The sequence below is a fragment of the Microcoleus sp. T3_A4 genome (assembly GCF_036700465.1).
Taxonomy (GTDB): Bacteria; Cyanobacteriota; Cyanobacteriia; order Cyanobacteriales; family Microcoleaceae; genus Microcoleus.
Window position 1 is genome coordinate 181696 of the sequence record NZ_JAUBOY010000006.1, and the last position, 24000, is coordinate 205695.

The 24000-nt window shown below is 43.0% G+C and carries 23 protein-coding genes; 8 read left to right on the plus strand and 15 right to left on the minus strand.

Translation table 11 applies throughout. The annotated features are described in order from the left end of the window. Nucleotide 1 precedes the first annotated feature (1 nt). Nucleotides 2–427, minus strand: coding sequence for a plasmid mobilization protein (locus tag QUA07_RS05500; protein ID WP_333323244.1), 426 nt, complete (start codon nt 425–427; stop codon nt 2–4). Between the two features lie 488 nt (nt 428–915). Further along, on the minus strand, nt 916–1173 hold the full coding sequence (locus QUA07_RS05505; protein WP_333323246.1) for a hypothetical protein: 258 nt from the start codon (nt 1171–1173) through the stop codon (nt 916–918). A 539-nt stretch (nt 1174–1712) separates the two neighbouring features. Here QUA07_RS05505 and QUA07_RS05510 point away from each other — a divergent pair. From QUA07_RS05510 to QUA07_RS05520, 3 genes are all read left to right on the plus strand, one after another. Next, nucleotides 1713–1913 carry a WD40 repeat domain-containing protein gene (locus QUA07_RS05510; RefSeq protein WP_333323279.1) on the plus strand — a complete coding sequence of 67 codons (201 nt, stop codon included), beginning with the start codon at nt 1713–1715 and terminating at the stop codon, nt 1911–1913. Between the two features lie 64 nt (nt 1914–1977). Continuing rightward, nucleotides 1978–2844 (plus strand): hypothetical protein, encoded by an 867-nt coding sequence (locus QUA07_RS05515; protein ID WP_333323248.1) that lies wholly within the window; start codon nt 1978–1980, stop codon nt 2842–2844. A gap of 118 nt (nt 2845–2962) precedes the next feature. Next, nucleotides 2963–3151, plus strand: a complete 189-nt coding sequence (locus QUA07_RS05520; protein WP_333323250.1) for a hypothetical protein — start codon at nt 2963–2965, stop codon at nt 3149–3151. Here the strand turns inward: QUA07_RS05520 and QUA07_RS05525 are convergent. Continuing rightward, a complete protein-coding gene (locus tag QUA07_RS05525; protein ID WP_333323252.1) occupies nt 3148–7023 on the minus strand; it encodes a hypothetical protein in 3876 nt (1291 codons plus the stop codon). The two genes, QUA07_RS05520 and QUA07_RS05525, sit on opposite strands and share 4 nt — an antisense overlap. 145 nt (nt 7024–7168) lie before the next feature. Between QUA07_RS05525 and QUA07_RS05530 the strand changes: the two genes are divergently transcribed. The 3 genes from QUA07_RS05530 to QUA07_RS05540 all read left to right on the plus strand — a co-directional run bounded on the left by QUA07_RS05530 (nt 7169) and on the right by QUA07_RS05540 (nt 13208). After that, complete coding sequence (locus QUA07_RS05530) at nt 7169–7399, plus strand: hypothetical protein (RefSeq protein WP_333323253.1); 231 nt, start codon at nt 7169–7171, stop codon at nt 7397–7399. Between the two features lie 87 nt (nt 7400–7486). Next, a complete protein-coding gene (locus tag QUA07_RS05535; RefSeq protein ID WP_333323255.1) occupies nt 7487–12826 on the plus strand; it encodes a hypothetical protein in 5340 nt (1779 codons plus the stop codon). Nucleotides 12827–12881: 55 nt separating this feature from the next. Further along, on the plus strand, nt 12882–13208 hold the full coding sequence (locus QUA07_RS05540) for a type II toxin-antitoxin system VapC family toxin (protein WP_333323257.1): 327 nt from the start codon (nt 12882–12884) through the stop codon (nt 13206–13208). A gap of 28 nt (nt 13209–13236) precedes the next feature. Here QUA07_RS05540 and QUA07_RS05545 read toward each other — a convergent pair whose 3' ends face one another. The 11 genes from QUA07_RS05545 to QUA07_RS05595 form a co-directional block, all read right to left on the minus strand. Further along, a complete protein-coding gene (locus QUA07_RS05545; protein WP_333323258.1) occupies nt 13237–14088 on the minus strand; it encodes a ThiF family adenylyltransferase in 852 nt (283 codons plus the stop codon). 22 nt (nt 14089–14110) lie between these two features. Continuing rightward, a complete protein-coding gene (locus QUA07_RS05550; RefSeq protein ID WP_333323260.1) occupies nt 14111–14842 on the minus strand; it encodes a hypothetical protein in 732 nt (243 codons plus the stop codon). Then, nucleotides 14835–15542: a hypothetical protein gene (locus QUA07_RS05555; RefSeq protein WP_333323261.1), complete on the minus strand. Its 708-nt coding sequence runs from the start codon at nt 15540–15542 to the stop codon at nt 14835–14837. Before QUA07_RS05555 ends, QUA07_RS05550 begins: the two co-directional genes overlap by 8 nt. After that, nucleotides 15515–16327, minus strand: a complete 813-nt coding sequence (locus QUA07_RS05560) for a hypothetical protein (protein ID WP_333323263.1) — start codon at nt 16325–16327, stop codon at nt 15515–15517. Before QUA07_RS05560 ends, QUA07_RS05555 begins: the two co-directional genes overlap by 28 nt. Nucleotide 16328: 1 nt before the next feature. Next, nucleotides 16329–16577 carry a hypothetical protein gene (locus QUA07_RS05565; RefSeq protein WP_333294562.1) on the minus strand — a complete coding sequence of 83 codons (249 nt, stop codon included), beginning with the start codon at nt 16575–16577 and terminating at the stop codon, nt 16329–16331. Nucleotides 16578–16579: 2 nt separating this feature from the next. Next, nucleotides 16580–16777 (minus strand): hypothetical protein, encoded by a 198-nt coding sequence (locus QUA07_RS05570; RefSeq protein ID WP_333294565.1) that lies wholly within the window; start codon nt 16775–16777, stop codon nt 16580–16582. A gap of 28 nt (nt 16778–16805) precedes the next feature. Beyond that, nucleotides 16806–17507, minus strand: coding sequence for a hypothetical protein (locus tag QUA07_RS05575; protein WP_333323265.1), 702 nt, complete (start codon nt 17505–17507; stop codon nt 16806–16808). A gap of 62 nt (nt 17508–17569) precedes the next feature. Further along, complete coding sequence (locus QUA07_RS05580; protein WP_333048808.1) at nt 17570–17761, minus strand: hypothetical protein; 192 nt, start codon at nt 17759–17761, stop codon at nt 17570–17572. A 186-nt stretch (nt 17762–17947) separates the two neighbouring features. Beyond that, nucleotides 17948–18634 (minus strand): siphovirus Gp157 family protein, encoded by a 687-nt coding sequence (locus QUA07_RS05585; RefSeq protein ID WP_333150520.1) that lies wholly within the window; start codon nt 18632–18634, stop codon nt 17948–17950. Between the two features lie 3 nt (nt 18635–18637). Further along, a complete protein-coding gene (locus QUA07_RS05590) occupies nt 18638–18865 on the minus strand; it encodes a hypothetical protein (protein WP_333323267.1) in 228 nt (75 codons plus the stop codon). A 33-nt stretch (nt 18866–18898) separates the two neighbouring features. Beyond that, complete coding sequence (locus QUA07_RS05595) at nt 18899–19390, minus strand: hypothetical protein (RefSeq protein WP_333323268.1); 492 nt, start codon at nt 19388–19390, stop codon at nt 18899–18901. 196 nt (nt 19391–19586) lie between these two features. Here QUA07_RS05595 and QUA07_RS05600 point away from each other — a divergent pair, with 196 nt between their 5' ends. Beyond that, nucleotides 19587–20600 carry a hypothetical protein gene (locus QUA07_RS05600; RefSeq protein ID WP_333323270.1) on the plus strand — a complete coding sequence of 338 codons (1014 nt, stop codon included), beginning with the start codon at nt 19587–19589 and terminating at the stop codon, nt 20598–20600. A gap of 128 nt (nt 20601–20728) precedes the next feature. On the opposite strand, the gene QUA07_RS05605 is transcribed toward QUA07_RS05600, so the two are convergent. After that, nucleotides 20729–21550 (minus strand): hypothetical protein, encoded by an 822-nt coding sequence (locus QUA07_RS05605; protein WP_333323272.1) that lies wholly within the window; start codon nt 21548–21550, stop codon nt 20729–20731. 219 nt (nt 21551–21769) lie between these two features. Between QUA07_RS05605 and QUA07_RS05610 the strand changes: the two genes are divergently transcribed. Further along, the coding region (locus tag QUA07_RS05610) for a WD40 domain-containing protein (RefSeq protein WP_333323274.1) at nt 21770–24000 on the plus strand (2231 nt) is incomplete at its 3' end.

Here is a 24000-nt window from a genome sequence, read left to right on the forward strand (position 1 = left end):
TTTATTGGTAATCCACAAGCGGGGGTATTGGTTCGCGGGTTTCGCTCAAAAGTTCTTTTCTGACTTTGCCTCTTAGTTCTTGGTGATACTCGCCTAGCATTCTGCTGAATTCTTGCAGAACTTCTAGGCTTTGTTTGGGTAACTGTCCTGCTTTTACTGCTGTCTCTACACCCCTGGTCATTTGGCAAATAATGTGCGTGCTCATTTTTCGCAGTTGGGCACAAGTTCCTTCATTGATAGCGGGGACTGTGCGGTCAAGGCTAAAAGCGCGTTTACGCAAGTAGTCAGACAGGCTTTTTTCACCTGCTTCTGCGGCACGTTTCACTAAATCTACCTTTTCAAAGGTGGTTAGGCGCACTCGGACGACTTCAGTCTTTCCGTTGGGTTTGGAAAGTTGGTTTTTGGGGAGAGTTGCAGTTGTAAGCACATCAATTCTCTAGGGTTAACTAAATGGTTTATTAAGGCAAAGTTGAACGGCAATCGATTAGGTCAAACCAGTTGTTGGCATCAAGTTAATTTAATGCTGAGCAACCGATGTTCGCTACACTTTCCTGAACCTTGATGGCAAGGTTTGCGCGGTGATTGATCCATTGCTTTCATTGATTCAATTGTCAGCAATTTTGTTGGAGATGAGCCTGTTTCTTTCGGTTTATGTTTTGTTCGGTCACAAGTCGCATTAGTGAGAAGCTACTAGAGCAGTTTTTATCATCCAGATGGCTGATTCGAGGGTGGATACTGCTGCCTGGATTGCTTGTAGCCAATGAAATTGTCAAAGTCGGACATTGTTGTATGGAAGTCTGCAAATTACATCATTGTTGAGCATGGTTTGCAGCCCATCTTGCTTATTTGTTGAGGACGGCTCTTAGTTCGCGATCGCCGTCGCTCAACAAAGTCTTAATGTTTCGTGCTGGAAGTTTAAGCAAGCCTGAGTTGATATTCCCAGAAGAATCGCTCTGTGTTATCCCGGCTGCGACACAGGTATTTCCAAATGTCCAAGTCTGTGTCCATTACTAGGCCCATGACGATATAAGATTCTTCATTGTCTGTCACCGTATCCCCAAAGTTAAAATCCGGCTGCGCCCAATAGTCAGGCAGGGCGATCGCAGTCGGTTCAGGGGCGGTAGCATTGGTTGGATGCGCGATTTCAGTCGGCGCGTAGTGTTTTTGTGGCATTTGGTCGATTTTAAGAGCAAGTGAGCGCCCCAATACTGGCGGTAGCCAGAGGAGAGGTATCCGTCAGCCACTTGTGTTGAAGCGAAGATATGTCGTTGCCATTTGCACAAATTCTGACAATTGGGTGATTTGGGCGATTTACTCATTTTTACCCCCCTCTTACGTCTATTTGACATGGCTTGCTATGCGACTACCACACTAACTACGAGGATTGAGGAGGTGTTGGAGTACAAAAAACCTATTAAAAAGCAGCGAGAATTAATTTAATTTAATTAAGATTTGTGATAATTGGAGGAAAATTTAGGAATTTTTAGGGACAAGTAGGAGAAATTAGGAAATATTAGGAAATATTAGGAAATAGAAGGGTTAAAATATAAAGCTTTTTCTGGCTTTCAGTAACAATCGCGATCGGTTCTTTCTTACAAAAAGTTGCATCCCCTGTGTGAAGGATGCAACTTGGCTGAGAGCGCTCTTACGCACTAGCAGCACTAGAGGCGACTGGGACTGGTTTAGCTGACGGAAGTGCGCCCCTAGCAAAACTGGAAGGGCATGGGGATACTATTATTCGCGCTAGTTTTAGCCCTGATGGGAAGTTCATTATCACTGGTTCAAAGGACAAAACCGCGAGAATTTGGCGGGTTAGGGAATTAGACGAACTTCTAGCACAGGGTTGTTTGTGGCTGAAAGATTATCTTGCTACCCATCCCGAAGCGCGGGAGGAACTTAAATTTTGTCAATAAAATTCCCGATCGAGGGATGTTTTCTGAGACTAAAAGATTACTATTCGCTATCAATGAACTCTTTATGCTGATACCAAGACGTACTTTTTTAGCAAAAGCTTGGGCTATGACCTGGGTTAGTGCGATCGGCGCGCTACTGCCCTCGTCGCCAGTTAAGGCTCAAACTTCAACAAAACCAAAACACTTGGAAGATGCTTTATTACTACTTGAGGGATTGCGTTCGCGTTGGGAGAATAATAACTATCAACACGGCGAACCTAATGTAACTTGGAAGGGCATTAATGGAGCCGCTGATTATGTATCAAAAACAGATTGCAGTGGGTTTATGAGCAAATTACTGCAACATAGTTATGGTAATTATTTCACGGACGAACGTTTTAAGCAGTGGATAAAAAAAAGCGGTCGGGGGCGTCCCTTAGCGGAGGACTTCCACTACGCTATTGTAAATCAAAAAGATTTCATTCAAATTCAACAAATAACACAAGTTCAACCCGGAGATGTCATTGCCATCAAGTATATACCTGATAACAATCCAAAGACTAAAGATAATACAGGACACGTAATGTTGGTGCTTGAACCTCCTAAAAAAAGAGATTCTACAAAACCAATGGTCAAAAAAACTTTACAGTGGGAAGTTAAAGTTATTGACCAAAGTTGTTCGGGACATGGTAAGGCTGATTCGCGGCGTAAACCGGATAGTTCTGATGATAATTCTCAACCTGACGGAGATGGACTAGCAGAAAATGAACAAAATAATCCTTGTAAATCAAATAAGCGTTTTCATGACGGACTTGGAAAGGGAACAATACGAATCTATACTAATGAAGACAACGGCAATATTCTTGGTTACACTTGGAGTACATTTAAAGAATCTCATTACTATTGTCCTGATGAAAAGGATTTAGTCATAGGTCGGTTGAACCTTAATTAAACTGCTTGAAAGTTTAGAATTTTTTTGAAGCAAGAAATGTAGCTATCCTGGTAGATAAACAACGCTAGGAGGTACTAGGAAGAAAAAGTAGGTAAAAGTAGGTAAAAGTAGGTAAAAAATGCACAAAATTACCTACTTTTTCAACCCGCTTTTTTTACCTCACGTCGTACAAGCAGTCGGTTGGCACGCTCATGTAGGTGGATATGTGACAAAAGCTAATGGAAAATTTTCCATTGGGGCTTCCGCGATCGCGAAGCGTGCCGGAGGCATATCGCCCCCATTTCCCCAACCACCCCCACTCGACTAAACCATTTCCAACTCCCTCGGTTTCGATTCAGGCGCAGGCGTGAAAGTAGTTCGGGGCTGAGACAAAGCTTTTTCCCGTTCTACAATCATCTCTTGGAAACGAGCCGCTGCTTGCTCTGTCAGGGGAATTTGAACCTCCCCGGTGTTAACGTTGGCTTTAAACACGGTGCGCTTGGACTCGTTTCTGACAAAGCAATCCCCGTTAGGGTGTACGTAAGCCGTCCATTGGTTGTCGCCAAATTTGAAGTGCTGGGTGCTATCGGAAGGAAGGTGCGATCGCATAGCCGTCGCCTGTGGGCACCGCCGTTGCTTGTAGGTTTCCGAAACGACGCTAAAGAGGGTGTCTTGCAGAGAAAGCCGCCAGTTGTCAGCTTTAGCGTTGGTGGTATGGCGTTTTCCGCTATTAACGGCTGTTTCTGGTTTTGAAACCCGTTCTTGTGGGAGTTTTGGAGGTTGGGGCGTGTTATCGTTTTGTGCGATCGCACTACGCCCAGTTTTCCCCAACTCAGAACTTTGAGATACTTCAGGTGAATCGATCGGTGGCAATTGAATTTCAGGCAACCGAATCGATTCGCGATCGACTTTCAGCATAACCGACCTGCCGCCTTTGTCGGGGGAAAGCATTGCCTCAAAAGTAGTTCCAGGGGGCAACTTAGGACTTTCGGGGGAAAATGTACCCAAATTTTTCCCGTCAAGCTGGATAATGGGAGTGCCTTGAAATCGGTAATACTTCTCGTGAGTGGGAGGTAAATCGATCGTTCCCACTTGCACAGTGACTTTCTGATCCTTCCATTTTGACTTGGAGAAATCTTCCTCTGAGTAGTCATTATCGGGATGTTTGACATTAACTACTTCTATTTGATTTACCCGATAATTTGACAAAGCATCGGAGATTTCATCCATGAATAATTTGTAGACAAGTGCGCCTCTACCTGCTTTATCTTGAGACTCAATCCACCGACAATCGACGGGAGGAACGATGAGGAGTCTGGTTTCATTACCGGAGTAGTTTGTTACCTTCAAAGAGTCGGTGTCGATGCGATCGTTAGAATTGTCTCCGTATTTGGTATCCAGTTTCGCCACCATGCTTTGGGGTAAGTTTTTGAAGGCGAATTCAACTAGCGGCAATTCGGGATGAGCAGTGGCTTCGTATGCAATTCCTTTGCTATCGAGTGCGTCTTTCCATTGGTTAGGAAGGTCAATGGTTCTGCCATCTTTAGTTTTAACTTTTTGGAAAGGAACTTGCAGCACGTAGACATCTCGCGGTAAGGCTTCGTGCAGCAATTCGTAGTCTTCTTGGAGGGAAAAGGTAATTTCCAAATCCTCTGCCACCTTCTGGCAAATTGTCCGGTGTTTGCTCAGATTATCGGAAGTGTGGGTAGCTTGGAATAAGGCATGAGCCGCCCTAGTTTTTCTATCTGGAGTATCCCAGATTTCGTCAATTTCGGCTCGATAGCTGTCATAAAGTTTGCCCATTTCCTCTTTTCGAGTTTTGATATCGCTGCCAGTGCGATCGTAGATAATACTTTTGTCCTCTTGAAATCGCTGCACCAGGTCTTTCGCCCATTGCAATTCGTTTTCTTCCCAAGGCAGGTCATTTTCTTTGCTGTGTCGGTACTCGATTCCTCTCTCTACTAAGGCATTTTTGTACTCATAGGAAACGTGCAATTCCTTCCCTTCTTTTTCATACTCAATGCCTGCTGCATTCAGTTGCTGGCGATTGTCTTTCGACACGATGAGATGAGCTGGGATGGGGGGAAGAATGTGCTGAAATTCATCTCGGTTGCGGTGGATGAGTCGCGTCTGTTCCCAATAAGGGTTAACAGCTTCTTTGGCTAGGACGTAAACAGCATTGGGAAAGTCGGCGGGCATGGGAAATTGTTTGTACAGTCGATCGTCTCCTTTGTACTGGAAAAAGTAAGTGCAGCTTTTGTGTTTCTCGCACCATTCATCTACTTTTTCTAGTAAAGTGTCGGGATTTAAACCTGTTTTCTCTTTCACTTCTTTGGCATCTTTACCCCGCAGCGAGTTTTTCTGGTAGTCAACTTCGTACTGTTCCATGATGCTGAGAGCGGCGATAAATCGCTTTTGCTGCTTGAGAAATAGCTTTTCATCTTCGCCGGGGTTGGGGAGTGCTGCTGCTACTTTACCAATGGCTAAAGCGACGATTCCGACTTCATTTTGAGAGCTGGCAACTCCAATTTGTTCTAGGGTGGTAAATTTGCGCTGACCTGCTTTAACTTTACCTTGTCTGACTTCAGAATCGTCTTCTCGATACCGAACTTTCGTATAGGGAATTTTCTCCGCTTGTACCACTTCCCCGAAGTCAAATAACCCGTCTTGTGCTGGTAAGATTTGTTGGGCAATGTGAGGAAGTTTTCCAGATTCAATGCCAAATGGTTCGTCACCGTCAAAGTCTCCTTGATGGAACTTTTCTAAGTCTTTGGGATTGAACCAAATTACCCCTTTGATTTTCGCCATGACAGCGCGGGTTTCCTCTGGAATATTTTCCAGGTTTTTTGCGTGTACATTTTGATATATCCTCAGACCATCTTTGTTAAGAATTGGGAATCGACCTTGAACGCATTCTCCTTCTTCTAAATGGTTAGCGCAAACCGTGCCTTGGGGTAAATCTTCGCAGGGTAGTGCCATTGCAGAAGTCATTGATAAAGCTCCCCTGGTTGCCAGATTTCGCCATTTGGATGCCAGCCACCTTTCTGCCATATTGGTGAATTCGGGACTGCCTATCATCAGTCCGAATTTATCGGCTTTGAGCATCTGGATGTCCTGTCTTTCCCGCTTTTTATCCTCGGTATTTTCCTCGCTGTCACCGTTAATTTCGTCGTCACTTGTAGTTGATAATTTTTCCTGCTGTTCCTTGAGTTTTCTTTCGTTCAAACGAGCCAGAAATGCTTCGCGCCTGTCGTAATCTTCAATCATGGCTTGGCGCAATTTCATCGGGTCGCGCTGTAGTGCTGCTAGTCTTTGGGCTTCGGCTTTAGCTGCTGGCACTAGGTCTTGTCTTTGGGCTGCTTCGTCGAACCAAACCCCAGTGGACTGCCAGCTTGTTTGGGTGATGCCGATTTGACTGTTTTTGCGGTTTCCAAGGATGGCTTTGGGTAATTCGTAATCGCCACAAGGAATGAGTTCTTTGAGTTGTTTTTTATTGATGCCTTTAATGCTAGAGCGGTCTAAAATGAGTTGGGGTTTGTTACCTTCGGAGTCGGCTAATGAATCGAGTAAATTGTCATCGGGACGGAGCGTTCCTTTAGCCAGAAAGCTGACTTGGGGTGTGGATTCTGTATTGTCTGTATTCCAACTGCGAAGCCAAGCGAAACGAAATTGGCTGGCTCGATTTTTCTCGCCGCCGATGCTTTTGAGTAAGTCGGAACTGATTGCACCGTGACAGTCTCCGGTTCGATATTTAGCATATTGCGGGTCGGTGAAATCAACAATTTTTACTCGCAGGTGGTCGCATTCTGATACGCCGGACATACAAGTGCTGACTAGAAGGGAACCGTAGCGACAGGCAGTGTCTTTTTCGGTTACGAATAAGTCTCCTATCTTTTTGGCTAGGGTTTCGTCACCAAAATAATAGCTGTTTCCAGATTGAAATATCATGCGTCGCTTGATGCCGTCTTCTGGGTCATGGATGCTGGCGCGTAATTGGCGAGAATCTGGATTGGATTTGTCGAGTTTGACGATCGTTAATGACTTCAGTTCCTCTGGTTGAAACATTGCTTGCAGAATAGAGTGGCGCAGGATTTCTGGATTGTTGAAAAATTTGCCTGCATTTCGACCTTTGGCATCAGTGTAAGCGGCATCAAAAACGGGAATCTTGAGTCCTTGTTCGGTAACAACTGTGGCGACCATGAGTTGATTTCTCCCTAGAATCGAGGTGTTAGAATAGGAATTGTTGAAACAGTTGGTAAGGCAGGTAAGAAAAGTCTATCTAAGCCTTAACAGGTTGAAACTCGGTCAAGTGTTGACCGTTGGAAGTGTTTTTGAGGTGATTGAAATGGAACTAAAGGTTGATGCAATTGTTAATCCGGCTCTGTTTGAAGATGAGGATACTGAGCTGGTGGAATTGGCGATCGCTCCTGAAGATGAGGATAAATACCCATTCGTGCGTCCCAGTAGCGCTCCTGTTGATTTGATGGACAGACCGGGGAGAGCGATCGCAGAATGGGAGAATATGGATTTTGATGAGCGAATTCAGGCTGACCCTACTTATATAGATAGGATTTAAGTTAGGGATTTTTTCTACGGGGCGGCGATAGCCGCCCTTTAAGTCCAAAGGGGCAACAAACTCTTATAGGAAAAGTTAGGATTAGGCATGGTCAATAGCGAAACAACAAGCCCGAATGTAACAGCCTCCGAACTCAGCCTGCTCTCTCAGTTAGATGAGTTAAGGAGTGCTTGGCAGGAATTTTATCCTAAACAAGCAGAGGGTGGTTTACTGGCTTTGAGCGGATTCGATCACCAATTTATGTTGACACTGCTGAAAATTGTTCGTCAATGGAAAGAAGCTTCTGAAGCGGAGCGCCAAGACCCGAATACAGCTCATAGAGTTCTTACTGAAGCCATTTCAGACATTACTGAATCAGGTAAAGTTGTTACCCTCACACAAGTCAAACGAACTCTTTCAGGCAAGGCGATTGGTAAAGCGCTTGAAGAACTTTGGGAAATTTTCAATCTTGCCTCTAAGCATACACCTGGATTGGTAGAACACTTACGGTTCAAAATCTCTGGAAAGTTTGAGGATAATAGGAATCCTAATAAAGTTATTAAAGAATGGAACCCTATATTACAAAGAGATCAAGCAGAAAGGCTTGATACATTCAAAACTTGTGTCAGCTATGAGTTTGTTGCTGACCCAAGAACCGACTTAACGACAGAGTTAGAAAATCTTTCACGGGATGAGGATACAGAAACAACTATAGGACGATGGTTAGGCTATCTTCTTCAACTTGGTTCAGGCTTATCTCCTGAGCGTATAAGCGCTCTTATATGGCGGGAACTCATAAATGATAAAAGCTTGGAAGCGTTCCGAGCAACACAGGCAAGATTATTCAGCCTATCCCACTATCGACTTCGTGCTGTTCGACATACACTGGGTGGCAGTCTATCTCTACCCAGGACAGATTTACTCTCACAGCTACAAGCATCTGTACTCACGAAGCGGATCACCCTTATCATCGGTTCATCGGCATCTGGAAAATCAGCGCTTTGCAAGCTGGGTATGCAAACAAGCTTTCAAGATTATACGCGCTTGTTTCTCCATCCATCTGACATTATTTCCTTCACAGAAACCCCAGACTCTACATCTAGCCCACATACGAGACGTATTGATGAACTCTTAACAGCTCAGGTAATTGAGAAACCCATCATCATCATAGATGACCTGAGTGATGCCGATGATCAAAGCTTTGATTGTGTACTTAACCTCCTTCAAAATGCTCTAGCTAACGAAACATCAACGGATGTGCGCTTTGTACTCGTGGCACATACAGATGCTGAATCCAGAGTTCGCGACAAAATTGTTGCCCGACTTGGCGCAGAAGTTTCTATAAATGTTGTTAAGCTTCCACAATTACCTATAAACGATCTTCAGTTATCCAATGCTTTACCAGGCGATGTTGCAAGCCTTGTTCAACGCGCTGATGAGTTTGGCCCTGCTTTAAACCTTAAGCTTCTTGACTGGCTGATTAGTAGCGTTCAACGGGATAATATCAATGTTTCATCCTTCAAAAATGACTTAGACCTACTCGCTTGGTTTTGGCGCTCTCATGTGGGGGATAGCCATGAAGCCAGTGAAGAAAGTCGTGTCTTAATTAAAACAGCCATTTCATTAGCCGATAAATTTACTCCCGATCTATCTCTTTATGACTCTGGGATTGAATCCAAAATCCTATATACCCTGGTGCGACGAGACTGTCTTCGAGTTGTAGAAGAAAAAGTAGCTGTCACACACCGTTTTGTAGGAGATTGTGCAAGGTTTCGCTACCTTCTGGGGAAACGTCGCGAACTAGATGTCAGTGAGCTTGCAACGAAGCTGAGAAATCCTCTTTGGTCTCAGCCAGTGCGCTGGTTTGCTTTGTATCTTGCGATGGAGTCAGAAGAGACTGAAATATGGCAGGAATTGCTTCAAGAGGCAAAGGAAGGTAATCATTTACAACTTATTGACTTACTTCTCGATGGCGCAATTTTGAGTAGAAAGGGAGGCTACGTCCTTCAGAGTTGTTCTGGCGAACACCTTCCTTTTTTCATCGAGCGTCTCATCTCTCGTCTTCTAGCGATCGCAACTTTTCCAAATCCAGCCCTTGCAGGAATCTCTGAATCTACGTCTGCGGGCACAAGGCTGGTCATACAGGAGCAGATAACGGGAATTCCAAAAGCGCATTTGTGGGAACCTGTGTGGCGATGGCTCTTATCTCAAAATCCAGAGACTGTAATCGAGGAATCTTGTTTAGTTTTCAGAGCGGCTGAGGCTTGGCTGAACTGGGGAATATTTGCAGAAAATTTTTCCTTACGGGTTGAGGTTGCAGAGTTTGTTCTTAACTTGCTCCAAAGAATATTGCTGCCCGATCCCGATCCACCCGCTCCTGAACCAGAAGCGCGAGTAGACAGTTGGGAAGACCTAAACCAGATAATCGAGCTAAGACAGAAAGGAGCGTTACCCTTCCCTGTCCATAAAAAGCAATACTATTTAGGTAATTTTTCATCAAATGCTTTTGCCTGTATAGTGTTTGCGCTCAAGATTATTCCAGAACGTTCAGCCTGGTTTTTGAGAGTTTTAGCAGGACGAGAGATTACAGCAGCAAATAGATTAGAACCAACTGAAACCTCTTTTTCTTTCACTAGAGATGGTGTAGGTGTGCTTGAGCCTCCACATCCAAAAGGGCCATCAGGAAAAGTTAATAAGAACTTTCGCAAGTTCATGCTTAAGCAAGGAGGTATATATCTCAATTGTGTAGTTCGTATCAATCCACAACTTGGTGCTGAATTACTTTTAGCTCTGACTATTTCACCGCCAGGTTATCGTTATGAATTCGATAATAACTCTAATAGGTTAACCAATTATCTTGGAACAAAAGGAGCGGACGAGATTGATGTCTGTACATTCAAGTTTATTCCGCTCCTGTCTCTCTTACAAATTAATGAAGTTCTTGCCATTGATGTTATTGCAACCCTTTGTAAGGTAGCCACAGATTACTGGCATGAGCATCGCTGGGTAAAAAACAAACTGGAGGGTATGCCAAAAACTGATATTGATGGTGTAACTTTACTTGTTGGCGATAGTAGAAAATATTTTAAAGGTGGTCGTCATGCACTATATTGGCATCGCAAGTATCCTTGGTCTCCAAATATTGTCGCTTGTTTCTTAATGACGCTGGAGGGATGGCTCTACAGTCGTCCGACTAAAGCAGCACTCGAACGTTCTATATCAATTATCTTTGAGCGTGCTGACACTGTTGCAATACTTGGGGTACTCATTTCGCTGGCTAAATGCGCTCCCAATCTTTTGAAAGGTTCCCTACTACCTCTATTGTCATCACTACAACTTTTAATCTGGTTAGATTTTGAAGAGATTGATCGAGGACAAGATTTTGCCTTCGATTTTTTGAAGGCATGGAACCGACTGTCAAAGGAACAATATCAAGAGTTAGCTGAATTTCATCAGTTATCTCACAGAAAAATTCCCCTTTTAGAGATAGCACTCCGAATGTGGCTAGAGGGAGACATTCCTTTTGATGCAACATCTCAGATTTTGGCAGACTGGGATAATCACCAACTTAATTTTATTCCAGCGGTCAGTCGCTATCGTGCATTAAAAATCCGAGCTTGGTTTGATGGCAACAACTGGCTGTCGGAAAAGGATGAACATGGAACTAGAAGCTTTGGCTTCGTCGGTACTCTACCTGAAGATCCTGAAGTTGATGGTCAAACCGAATCTGCAATTTGGAATCTTCAGCATTTCCAAATCGTAATGATGTGCCGAAAAATTGTAGATGGTGAGTTGCAAAAGACACCGGAACTACATAGGGAGTTTGTTACTCTTCTGACCAGTGAAAAACAGCTTTTTTCTCTACAAGAATGCTTGGGAAAGAAAGCTTTTATCGATACAATTTGGGCAACCATTGCTGTTATTCTAGAGTTTCCTATTGATAATCTCAACCCAGAGCTGGAGAACTACATCACTGATTATGCTAGTGATTTTTCTAATCTACCGATAAGTTTAGATGACGGCAGTCGTTGTCAGAATTATAATATGGATGCTGAAGCTTTTCTCGCTCATGCAGCCCCTAAATTACTGCGAAGATGCAAATCTGAAACCTTACTTCGAGCATCTGCTTTCCGTTGCTTTATTGGTGTCCGCAATTGCAATACATCTGCTTTTATGAGTTCATGGATAAGAGAATATGGGCTTGTTCACCCTCTCACCCAAGAACTCATCAATATTGTACCCCGAATAGCCCGCCTCATTTCCGTGACTCATGCAATATCCTATGCTAAGGTTATCCAAAATTTTGCTAACCCAGATGGGTCTTATCTAGTTCCGCGTCCGGAATTTATTGATGAAGAAATAAGCAAAGGAGAAGATCCTCAAATTGAAGAGGCATGGTCTAGTTTTCAAAATGAGTTTGAGGAGAAAAACAATCCAGTAATTTCTATAATTGATGCTTCTCAATGGATTCCAGAAATGCTGCTCCAACCTCTGCAACAACAACCTCGCTGGTTACACAATTACTTGGATTGGGATTTTTTAGCAGCAGCCTTGATTCCGGTGCTAGAAGCAAAGCCAGATAGCGATATAGAGCTGGATTTAATCAGTTTATTACGCGAGCAAGTGCTTTTTGCTTTGTTGCACGAAAGGGCAACAGTGTATGTAGATAACAAAGCAGAGCAAGAAGAGGATGGAGATGATTCTGTAGAAACACAACTTTCTTCAGCTCAATCTCAAATAATAGATACGATAGTAAAATCAACTTCTAGCGAAGTTGCTACACGAATTAATCTAATTCTCCAGGTTCTCAAAAATGTTGACCTTGTAGATTGCATTGTTTTAGGTCATGTTGTAGATAGTTTGAGTTACTGTATTGTTGAGAGCAATTCTTCGGACATAATTGACTACTCATTTAGAAATTACACAGCCTGTACATTTGGAGAATATCTTTTTGACCTTAGAAATCAGCCGGAGTCAAATCTGCGATTCTTCGGTAGCGTCAGGGATATTTGGGAAAAATTGATTGACCTGCTGGGGCAAGTGTCTCAGGATAATCTTAAGTATGAAACTCAAGCAGATCAATGGCTGATGGAGTTTTTAGAGCGTTTTCAAGAAGTCTTACTTCCTGATTGGTGGTTGAGAAGAAAATTGTACCGTGTTGGCAAATCAACGAATTATAGATATTTCCGCCGTTTACTTTTCAAAATGCTCATCCAAAATCAGGAACTCTTACCCAGTAGTAGAAATGACGAAAGTGAACTTTTAGTTCAAGTTTTTGCTGAACTCTGGGATTCAGATCGCAGTTGGATAATAGATAGACAAATTCGACTTAGTGGTCTGCAAACTTTGTTGGGGCAATTACAGGAAATTGACGCAGTAGGCGCAAGAAAGCTAGCAGATCAAATAGCAGATTCCCTAGTACATCCATCTGACGAAACAAATTTTTGATAAAGAAACTCGGTTTCTGTGTCGTTCGATGGCAAACTAAACACAGAAAAAGAATTTGGGTGCTGTATCAATTGTCACCTTTCACGAACAAATGCTTGGCTGTCACGCCTATATTAATCGCGATCGCACCCTCAATGACATAGTGAAAGGATATGAGATGATGGCGCGACTGGTTAGTGACTTTAAAGTATTGCCCCTCGTCTCATTTGATGCGGGTGCAGCTACAACATTTGAACAATTAAAGTCACGACGGCTTCAACTGGCAAAGATGGATGCAAGAATTGCCGCAATTGCACTGTCCCGTAAATTGATTCTGTTAACTCGCAATCATCGAGATTTCGGGAAAGTGGCAGGGTTGGCAATCGAAGATTGGACAATTTGAGGCATCAAAAATATCTTTTGGAGTAAGGTTAGCATGGTATTATTGCTTCACTTGCGATCGCTTTTACCACCGCGCACACAGACTGCTGCGTAATATAAATCGACCTCGCCGTCCCACTCTCCAAATCAAAATAAGTCGCAAACCGTTTGAGACTCCCCGCAGCCATCCGATACAGATAATCCGCCGCCTCAGCCGCCACCCGAACATTCACGCTCTCGCTCTGCAAGTTCAGCACCGCCATCTCAGCACAAGATAGGTTATTTGTCAACTCTTCAGGTTTCGGTTTCAAAAGGTCAGGAGCCAGGAGCACCGGAGATGGCAGCCTAGCACATCCCAGCCCCCCAAAATTATAGAACTCCGGGTCAGTTTCCAAAGAACTGCCCAGCAAAATTTGTCCGGCTGCTGCATGATTTCCGCAATCCAGATACCACACGCGGGGAATTTCAGAACGGCTGTAAAATTGGTTTAACTCCAGAGCCTGATTAATTGCCGCTCTGCCGGCTGCCGTGTCCACGCACCCCACCAGGATGGTCAGTTTGTCGTAGGCGTAGCGGATTAGCTTGGGGTCAAATTCCTGCACGAAAGCCGTCGCGTCCACCCCCCAAGCGATAGAGTATCGCAACGCTAGAGCCTGCGCCTTGGGCAGTCCGATTTCCTGATCGCAGAAAGCTTGCCTGCTGATGTTGGCTTCTTCAACTCGATCGGGATCTGCGATCGCAAACTGCACCTTCTTCCCCAACTTACCCAAACTCCGTGCCAGCCGTGCAATGTGATACGACAGCCAGGAACCAGTTCCTCCCGCCCCAATAAGCCAAATATCAATCGAATCAGCTTGTCTGACAATCAGAGGCGAAGCTGACAAATAATCATAATTAAACATGGGGTAAATCTCCAAATGTTGTTTACAATTCGATGGGGTCATCTAACAAAGATGGCGCAATAGAACTAGAGTAGAATTTAGAAATCAAATCGTTTTTTTGTCCGCCCACTGTGACATCTACAATGAAACTAGGCAATTCAAATATCCAGTCAGCAGGAATGTGCCAGAATTGCCGATAAACTCCCACGCGGCAAATAATTTCAGCACTCGATTCAGTTACTTTCCCCAAAACTGCAAAAATGCGGAAACCCCCTTCATCTGCATCATCAGCACCAGAGAATAAAGCCGCCATCCGATTGTGCGAATGTACCTCTACAGTGGCGTTAATGTACGAAGAATCTAAACCGTATTCAATCGCTTTGCATTTAGCAGAACTTTGCGTTTGCTCTGGAATTACCATCCGCCATTGTCCTTGTTCCTGATGAATATGAAAAGTGATTTCTAACGGCGGTTCTGCAAGCGCGGCGATACAACTTTCCTTCCACATCTGGATGAGTATCTGCTGAGGGATTCGTCCGGGAGTTAATCGGACTAAAGGCTCAATCGGTTCTAATCCTCTGAGTGACGCGGTAAAAAGTTGAACCGGAATTATCACTTCTAAACCCGGTCTAACTGCTCTAGCAAAAATACCATTGCTGCCAATCAGGTACTCGAACATACTGCTAGAGTGAGGCGGCAGATTTTCTCCGAGTTTGACAATCTTATAATCAACCAGTTCGAGCTGGTAGGGATTAGGGTTTGGTGGTTCAATCATCAGTTATTGCTGCAACTAATTTGGCAATTATTTGCTTGGTAGCAATTAAATCTTTAACAGGGTAAGATGAACGTTTAACCGCTTTTTCGAGTTGTCCGCGTACATCACTGGGTTGTGCCCTAGATTTGCCATCACTCAAATGTCCGTTGAAAGGACTAGAGATGAACATTTCCCAAGCTTTTGTAATCGTATTGGGCGCAGCTACAGGCGGTTTATTATCTCCCCAGCAGATGCGTCCGCAAGATTGGTATGAGTGCAAATAAACGTTGGGCAGCGGAACGTGGAAAGCTTCTGCTTCTGGGTTAAATTTCGAGCCTTTAATTGCCCAAATCCAGTAATCAGATTTCAATCCCAAAAACACCATTGCTGGTAAAGGAACCAAGTGCTTTGATTCCAATAGATTTATTTCGTGTTTCTGAGGTGGTACAAATTTGATTGTCCATTCCCCGGCGCTGCCAGTTCCCCAACGTACTATCCCCGATTCAGGGTTTATCCAACCCGAATCAATCGGTGTATTTGCAAAAGCTGCTCGCAGAGTTGCTGGAGACAGACATTTGTACTTGGAACTATCCCCCGATTGATAGTGAAAAATGTAAGTACCGCCCTCAATAAAGAGAAGTTCGGCTTGAATAGCGGACAACTTTCGCGGGGCAACCTCTAGTACCTCTCGAATTATTTCAGATGCAATGTCAGATTCCATAATGCTAAGATGTGCGAAAAATTGGTGTTAGGGTCAGATTCAATCCAGTCAATCAATTCGCAGGCTTTATCTAATAGCTGAGTGGCTTTTCTCCATTCACTAGCTAGGAATTTAATGTCTTCAATTGTCCAGGGTCTTGATTCAAAATTGCGATTCCAGTAACTTTCACAGCAAACACTTTGGTCTAGCCAAATATTTCCTGTTTCCAAGTCAAGGAGTGCTAATGCTGTCGGCAAATCGCTGATAGGAGGTGCAACACGACGGGCTAATCTTTTAAGAAGTTTGAAGTTAGTTTTTTCGGGATTTGCAATGTCTTTCAAGCTGTATCCAAACGTGCATTCGTACCACGATTCCCCTTCCTCACCTGCTACCGATTCCAACCACCATCTACCTGACTGCGAAAGCGGCAGTAATATCTGCCATCCGCTTCGCAATGCGTCAATTCCTTCTTCATGGTCTTGCCAATCTACTCCTTTGGGCGAGACAGGAATTTGATAGAGGCGCTCTTCATAAGCACCCTCTATAATTATGTCGTCAATGGGAAACAGATGTTCGCTAACTAGCGAAATAAACTCCAACTCCTTCGGACTGTGACTTTCATCTTCCGAGTCGAGTTCGGATTGGCTTTTTTCCCATTCCAAAGGAAACAATTCCTGGTAAAGAGTAAGTAGCTGATAAGTGTTAAGCTTAGTCCACAAATAATCGGTTGCTGATTTAAAATCGGTGATTGGTTGGCACTGCTGTAATATTTGCAGAGCGGATTTAGCATTCCAAATTGCAGCCATATTAAAACCCCATTGGAACTGCACCAGCTACAGAGCGACTATTTAACAATCGTTCCTTAGTTCGCTCAACTGCTTTTACATCGTCTGTCCCTTTAGAAATAGCTAACTCAATAGCGTTCGCCATTTCTTTCATAGTCGCGCTATCGAGTTCTCCAGAAAGCTCTAACCGTTGTAATTTCCGACACATAGATAGTGCAGGATTAACTTCTTCTGGTGCATTGATGAGGGATTCTAAAGGAGTCATCTTCATGGTTATTTTACTCCTTTAGAGCCGTTGCGTTTAGCTACTGTAATCAGTTCTCCGGGCTTTCTAATAATGTCGGCGTTGGCGCAATCTGGGTAATAAGTTGTTAGCAGTTTACGCAGTTCATTATCATCAGCTGCTATGTCTTCATCAACAGGATGTTGTTGTCCCTCAAAGGAAATTAGCACTTTCTTTTTTGAAGTCATTTTGTTCTCTCAAAAGTAGGTATATTGTTCAAATCCCAAATAAGGTCAGTTGCGTTCCAGTAGTTTTAGACTGAGTAGAAGTTGCGGACGCGGTGGTGCTATTTGCTTCGCCTCTGGGTTTATTTGGGCTAGTGGTTCTTTTCTTTTGGTTGTGAGCATTAGCAATCTGTCGCCGCACTTGGCGATTGGGAAAATCTGCTACAAGTTCCTTCAGCAGTTCTTTTAGAGGAGGCGGTAATTCTCCCAAGGATGACTCCCTTATCGTTTGGCTAACAGGAAAATCGCCGTGACTGCTTGCTGAAATGATTACAATCCGTCCCTCTGAATGACCATCATCTGGTTTAAATGTTAGGTGCAGTTCGACGATACATTTATCGAAGATATAAGGTTCTTCTTGAGGTTCGGATTGTAAATTGCTGGATTCTTCGGTTTCAGAGAGAGTATTTTCTTCATCTTCCTCTGCCCATTTTTTATCATCTATGAAGTCTAAATCGTTCGCAGAGGTTGATGATTCAGTAGCGACTGATTTTTTAACTTTAGCTGGCGAAAGTAGAGCTAGATAAGGTTTTTGAGCTTGCCAGCGAGTTCGGTCAAATAGCAGCCCAACTTTTTGAAATCTCTCCTCTATGGTTTCTTCATCTTCAGATTGAATTGTATACTCAATTAACTCTTCGCTCGTTACCGATAAACTGGCAGCAACGACTACATTCTTTGGTGTTAACCATTTCATTTGAGCGGTGTTATTTAATAGCTTATCATAGTGTATCTGGGCGATAGCCCCCCTAACTGGTGTTAATTAAAATCATTTTTGTTCAAACCTCCACTTAGTAGTAAAAGGGGTTCATCGGCGTAGGCTTCTATTTCCAAGTAATCGGTCATTGCTTCAGCGACAGCGGCTCGCATAGAACCAAGGATTACGAATAATCGCCCATCTTTTATGGGAAAAGATATATCAAGGTGATTGTCTCCTTCCTGAATCAACATGATAAGTTTACCTCGATAAACTCGGTAAGTAATTCTATCAAATGTTGAAATGTCAAACGAGTGGTTATTGTGTCTTTTCATGGAAATAGTTATACTAGATTAATTCAAAAAAAGGTTAGCAGATAGCATATAATAGCTATCTGCGGTTAGTGAAATCTCCCCAATCTTTTGTCTGAAAACCTTCTGCTAGCCGACTCTTGCTTTCACCTTCTTATTAGAAGTATCAGTGTTTTTAGGAAGCGCTTTTTCTTTACGCCCAGTCTTCTGTGTGGTAGAATGAGTTTCCTGAGAGTTTAATGCACGATTAGAAATTACTTCAGTGGCAGCGGTCAGATTTGATGGCACGATTCCGTATTCAACTCTGAGTTTACGCTCAATTCGAGTGCCATCAACGGGAATGCCTTGTTTCCAGTCAGCTAGGATTTTGCGTTTGTTGGGTGTAACAACTAGCTTTTCTGTGCGGTACTCTGTTGGCAAATCACAAGGATTTATTAACACTTCGCAACTCGGCGGATTTTCCTTGAGTCGGATGTGACGCGAGCGCCCCACAATCTCTGTAGGAATTACTCCCATTGAGTGAAATTGTAGCAGGGTTTTATCTAGACTGTTGCGCCACCGTTCCAGTCGTTCAATTGCCTTATTATGCAGTTCTACTAAGTGTTTTAAGCGTGCTTTTACGGCACAAATTTCAGCATCTAGTTGGTCTGCTAGTTCGGCTTGCGTGTCAGCAGCAATTTCGTGGTCTGTCTGAATTTCCCAAATTTCTTTGAGGATAGCCTCTTCTTCTTCGGGAGTTTCAGCAGTTTCTAATTGATTCCAGAGTTCTACTGCTTGTATTGAATATCTGGCTAACGAATCTTTAGCTAAATACATTAGTTACCACCTTCCACAACAATGAAAATATTCATCAAAAGTTTCAATTCGAGCGAGTATGGCTAGGGTTCCTGGCGTGAGTTCATCTGGTTCAATTTCTTCATCGCCTACTTCCTTATTTTGCATCTCTGGTATTACTTCTAGGGAGTCAGGTTTGAAATCCACTACTCCAACTAAATGAGCATTAGTGTAGGAAATGAGGAGATCAGCTTCACATTTTGGCAGGGACATATTTGTGTAAAACCTAGTCTCAAGTTTAGGGGTTTAAGAATGCCTGCCATTTCGGTTAGAACCCCTTAAAGTTTCAACCTTTTTCAAGGCAGGAACTCGCTGCTTGCGAGAGGGAATTTTTTCTTCAAATATGTCGGGTAATTCTTCTGAAAGGTCATCTTCATCGTCTTCAATATCGTCATTAGTGAAATTAGCATCGTTATCCTCATCCGCGTCATCCACTTCGCTTTCATCTGTCTGGACTTCTGGTTCTGGCGATGCAGCAGGTAAGGTAGTGGAGGTAGCGATGATGTCATAGCCTAGTTCTAGGATTAGCGACTTTACTACGCTTTCCATCTGTTGTTCCGATAACCCAGGAGTCGTTCTCTTGAGTTCCTGCTGTTTCATTAGCATCCACACTTCCAGAGTTTCTTCTGGTGTTGCAGTCTTCAATGCCAATTTGATTTTTCTAGTCAGTTTGTCCCGCGTCGATTTGAGACGGTCTGTGGCAATTTTTTGTGTATTATTGGGCTGATTTGTAGGCATAAGTAGTGGCGTACCAAATTATTATTTTCACCCCAATATCTGGGCGTTAGCCCATGTATAAGTCGATGACATCGGAAATTAGGTATAGGTGTGTATAATTCCTGGGAATGATGGGATACGACGCGCATATTTAGTAAGTTAAAGGTTGAAAATACGCATAATTTGAGCTTATACATCGTCTACAAAAAGCATAATTATGAGCCAAATAAGAGGCTTTTATCCAGTTATTCTTATCCCTGATTCAATTCGTCAGTTCTGCGCGGATAACCCGATACCAGTTTTGGAAGAAAGTGCTACTCCTACAATAAAGCTGCCTTTGACACCGCGACCGCCAGTTTTAACTAATTTCCGTTACTCCCTAGTAATTCAACTTTGGATAGCCAGTGTTGCGGTAGTAATGTTGGTTAACTGGCTGTTTGGGATGAGTCTTATGGCTTTCGGGTCATCGCTGGTATGTGCGTCAGTTAGTGCAGTAGCGGCTTTCTCTTATCTGCGGTTTGTTGATTTTCAAGTGCGCGATCGCTACAAGCAACGACTGGCTGAGTATCAACAACAATTAGTTAAATATGAAAGTTATCAATGGCGTCATTTGCAGTTAAAAGGTAAGGAAATTGAGCAATATAATTCTTTATTACAGGAGCGATATAAGCGGCTTTTGAGGTTATTGAAAAAAATTGTTCAACCGCCAGCAGGTCAGGGTAAGGGAGGAGTACAGCAAGGGGTCAGTGAAAAGCAGTTTTTTGTTTACTTATGCCGTTATTTTTCTGGGTTTTATGACTTCTGTATGGGGGGTGAGTTTCCTATACCTGGTACATCTTTGTGTTATACTGCCGACTTTATTCTAGTTCATCAATTAACAGGTTTAGCTATAGATATTGAGATTGATGAACCTTATGATGGGCGAACGGGAAAGCCTCATCATTGCGTGGATAGGGGTAAAGATAGTCGGCGCAATCAGTTCTTCTTAGAGAAAAATTGGGTAGTAATTCGGTTTTCTGAATTGCAAGTTGTCAAATATCCTGATGCTTGTTGTAAAGTTATTGCTAGAGTTATTTTTCAAATCACCGGTGATTATAGAGGTTTAGTTCAGTTGGGAAATGTTGCTGATTTGCTTTTGCATAAGCAATGGACAGTCAAGGAAGCAGTTTATATGTCTAGAAGTAAGTTTCGTAATTTATATTTATCAAATAATTTTTATAAAAGTACGTAATTAAATAATAGTATTGCGTATAAGCTTCGTAGTAACATTAGGTCAACAGAAAGGAGTTAAAATAAGAAAGCGATGGCCCCACAGCCTACAAGGTAAGAAGATTGTGGGGCTATCGCGAGTAGTTCACCTTAAATTTTGGGTAAGCACCTTAATACTTCCCGAATCAGAAAGAGGGCATCACTGTGATTGCCTGTGGAGATAGCACTGAGAATTTGCTTCATCAGCAGTGGGTCTACAGAAGTAGGAAGCAGCCAAATATTATTGTTCTTGCCAAAGATCATCAACTGGTCTAGGGAGTCTGACCACTTGGGCCACAGGGCGGAGTTGAAGGCCAGAGGATGACCTCGCAGATAGGCAACTTCAGTAAGATTTGCCATCAACAGAGAGCCAAAAACTCGCTGCTGTTTTGCTGGCTTGTTACCTGCTGGAAAAATATTTTGCAAGTTTTTCCCCATCTCACACCATAGTTTGTAGAAGTTCCCTATATAAGCTTCCTCGTTGTAAACTCCTTCTTTTTGCAAGGTATAGAGCAAGCTAAGAGTGTGGGCTGCAAGGAAATCACTGGTCAGGTCATACTGTCCCATCAACTCTGACCCAGTAATAACCTTCATTCTGCCAACATCGGCATATTCCTTGAATCCTTGGTAAACGTGGGATGCTTCATGTAAACCGAACAACGCCAGTGCATCAACTAAAGAGTCGGAGGGAACCGTGTCAGCAAATTTCTGGTGAGCCTCTGAATTCAAAATTAAGATTTTGTTTACGTAGCAAGGCTTGCAACTAGCTTCTCCTAAAGGCTCAAAGCTAAAACCTTTACGGTAAACTTGCAGAGGTATGGTAACTGCCTTAGTGCAAGGAGCTATACGTGATATGTCAGGAGCTAATTCCAAAAGTTGCCTAACTATCTCGTTGATGCAGTTCTCTGTATATTTCCAAGGATTCATAGTCATTGGCTCCTCAATAGCTTGTCTGTATAGAGCCAAACTATCGAAAGGTTATCTCATATATTGGTAGTAAAAGAATTCTCAGTTTCCTGAGAAATACCAAGTATGGATAAAAAGCAAGTTAAAGCTACCTTCGATAGTCTGCGACGATCGCGGAAGTGTAAAGCTGTTCTTGAAAGACTTCTAGCAGGTCACAGCCGCCCTAAAATCCAGGTTGACTTGGAGATGAGCGAGGACGCTCTGAACCAGAACTTAAGGCAGCTTTACAAAAAGTTTCATATTTGGGGAGATGACGAACGTAAACTACATCGGCTAATCGATCTAATTCGTACATCCTTGCCTGAACTAATCGGCGATGAGTGCGAAATGCCAGTCGCCGTCAAAAAGCGCCAAGATTGGGGAGAGGCGATTGTACCTGTTTTCTTTGGACGTACTGACGAGTTAACTACGCTAAAGCAATGGATTTTACAAGACAGTTGTCATTTGGTGGCACTATTGGGTATGGGAGGAATTGGTAAAACGGCTCTGTCTGTAAACCTTGCACAACAAATTCAGGATGAGTTTGATTACATTATCTGGCGAAGCCTTCGTAACGCGCCACCCATCAAAGAAATTCTGGCGGATCTAATCATATTTTTATCCGATCAGCGGGAAATTAATTTACCCGAAGCCATAGAGGGCAGAATATCGCTATTGATTGATTATTGTTGCCAGCATCGGTGTCTGCTGGTATTAGATAATGCTGAAGCGATTTTACGCGGAGGCAATCGGGCTGGGTACTATCGAGAAGGTTATGAAAATTATGCTGACCTATTTCAGTGTGTGGGAGAGACTCCATCACGTAGCTGTTTGGTGTTAACTAGCCGAGAGAAGCCCAGAGAAATTGACCGACTAGAAGGAAAAACACGACCAGTTCGGTCACTACAGCTAACTGGTTTGAAAGAAGAAGCTCAGGAAATACTTAAAGAAAAAGGTTTATCTGGTTCAAATGAAGAACTTAGAAGACTAATTGAGTTTTATCAAGGTAATCCCTTGGCATTGCAGATAGCTCCTGCAACTATTAAAAGATTATTTAACGGTAATATCTCTCTATTTATCGAAACAGGGACAGCGGTTTTTGGTGATATTTACGATTTGTTAGAAGAACAGTTTAGTCGCTTGTCACCTTGGGAAAAGGAGGTAATGTACTGGTTAGCAATCAACCGCGATCCAGTTTTATTAACTGACTTAGAAGAGGACATTGTATGGCGAGTAGCATTACGAGAACTAATAGAAGCTTTGGATTCTCTAGGACGGCGATCGTTACTTGAAGAAAGTGAAACAGGTTTTACGCAACAGCCAGTAGTTATGGAGTATATGACTGACAGATTGATCGAAAAGGTTTACGAAGATATCATCAATTGGGAAATGGCACTGTTTAACAGCCATGCTCTGATCAAGGCTACGGCAAACGATTATGTGAGAGATACTCAAGTTCGCCTAATACTAAAACCAGTTGTGAATAAACTGTTCGCGGAATTTGGGAGTGCCATAAATATTGAGTATCATATGACTCAATTTCTATCAACGATGCGAGAGCGAAACCCGAGAAAACTAGGATATGCTGGAGGAAATATCCTGAATCTGCTTGTTCAACTGAAGACGGATTTGAGTTGCTATGATTTTTCTCATCTAACCATTTGGCAAGCGTATTTACAGGATGTAAATTTGCACCATATAAACTTTGCTTACTCAGCGTTGGCTAAGTGTGTTTTTATTAAAATATTCGGTAGTATTTCAACCGTCGTAATCAGTCCAGATGGGAAACTTTTAGCTACGGGTGATGTTGTTGGTGAGATTCATTTGTGGAAAGTTTTAGATGGGCAACAAGTTCTTACCTTTAAAGGACACAATAATGGAGTACGTTCAGTTGCTTTCAGTCCTCAAGGTACAATCTTGGCGAGTGGGAGTGAAGATGGAACAATTAAGTTGTGGGATGTCAACACTGGTCAATGCCTGAAAACTTTGCCGGGACATACAAATTATTGGGTATGGTCAGTCGCCTTTAGTTCAGATGGGCAGACTCTCATCAGTGGAAGTACTGACCGAACCGTAAAACTGTGGGATGTTAATAGTGGTCAGTGCTTCAAAATTTTACAAGGACACACCAATTGGGTATGGTCAGTTGCCTTTAGTCCAGATGATAATACTATAGCCAGTGGCAGTTATGATCAGACAGTAAAACTATGGGATGTTAATAGTGGTCAGTGTTTCAAAACTTTGCAGGGACACCATAACGCAGTACGTTCAGTTGCTTTCAGTCCCGATAGTAATATCCTAGCTAGTGGGAGTGACGATCAAACGGTAAAACTATGGGATGTTAATAGTGGTCAGTGTTTTAAAACTTTGCAGGGACACCATAACGCAGTACGTTCAGTTGCTTTCAGTCCCGATAGTAATATCCTAGCTAGTGGGAG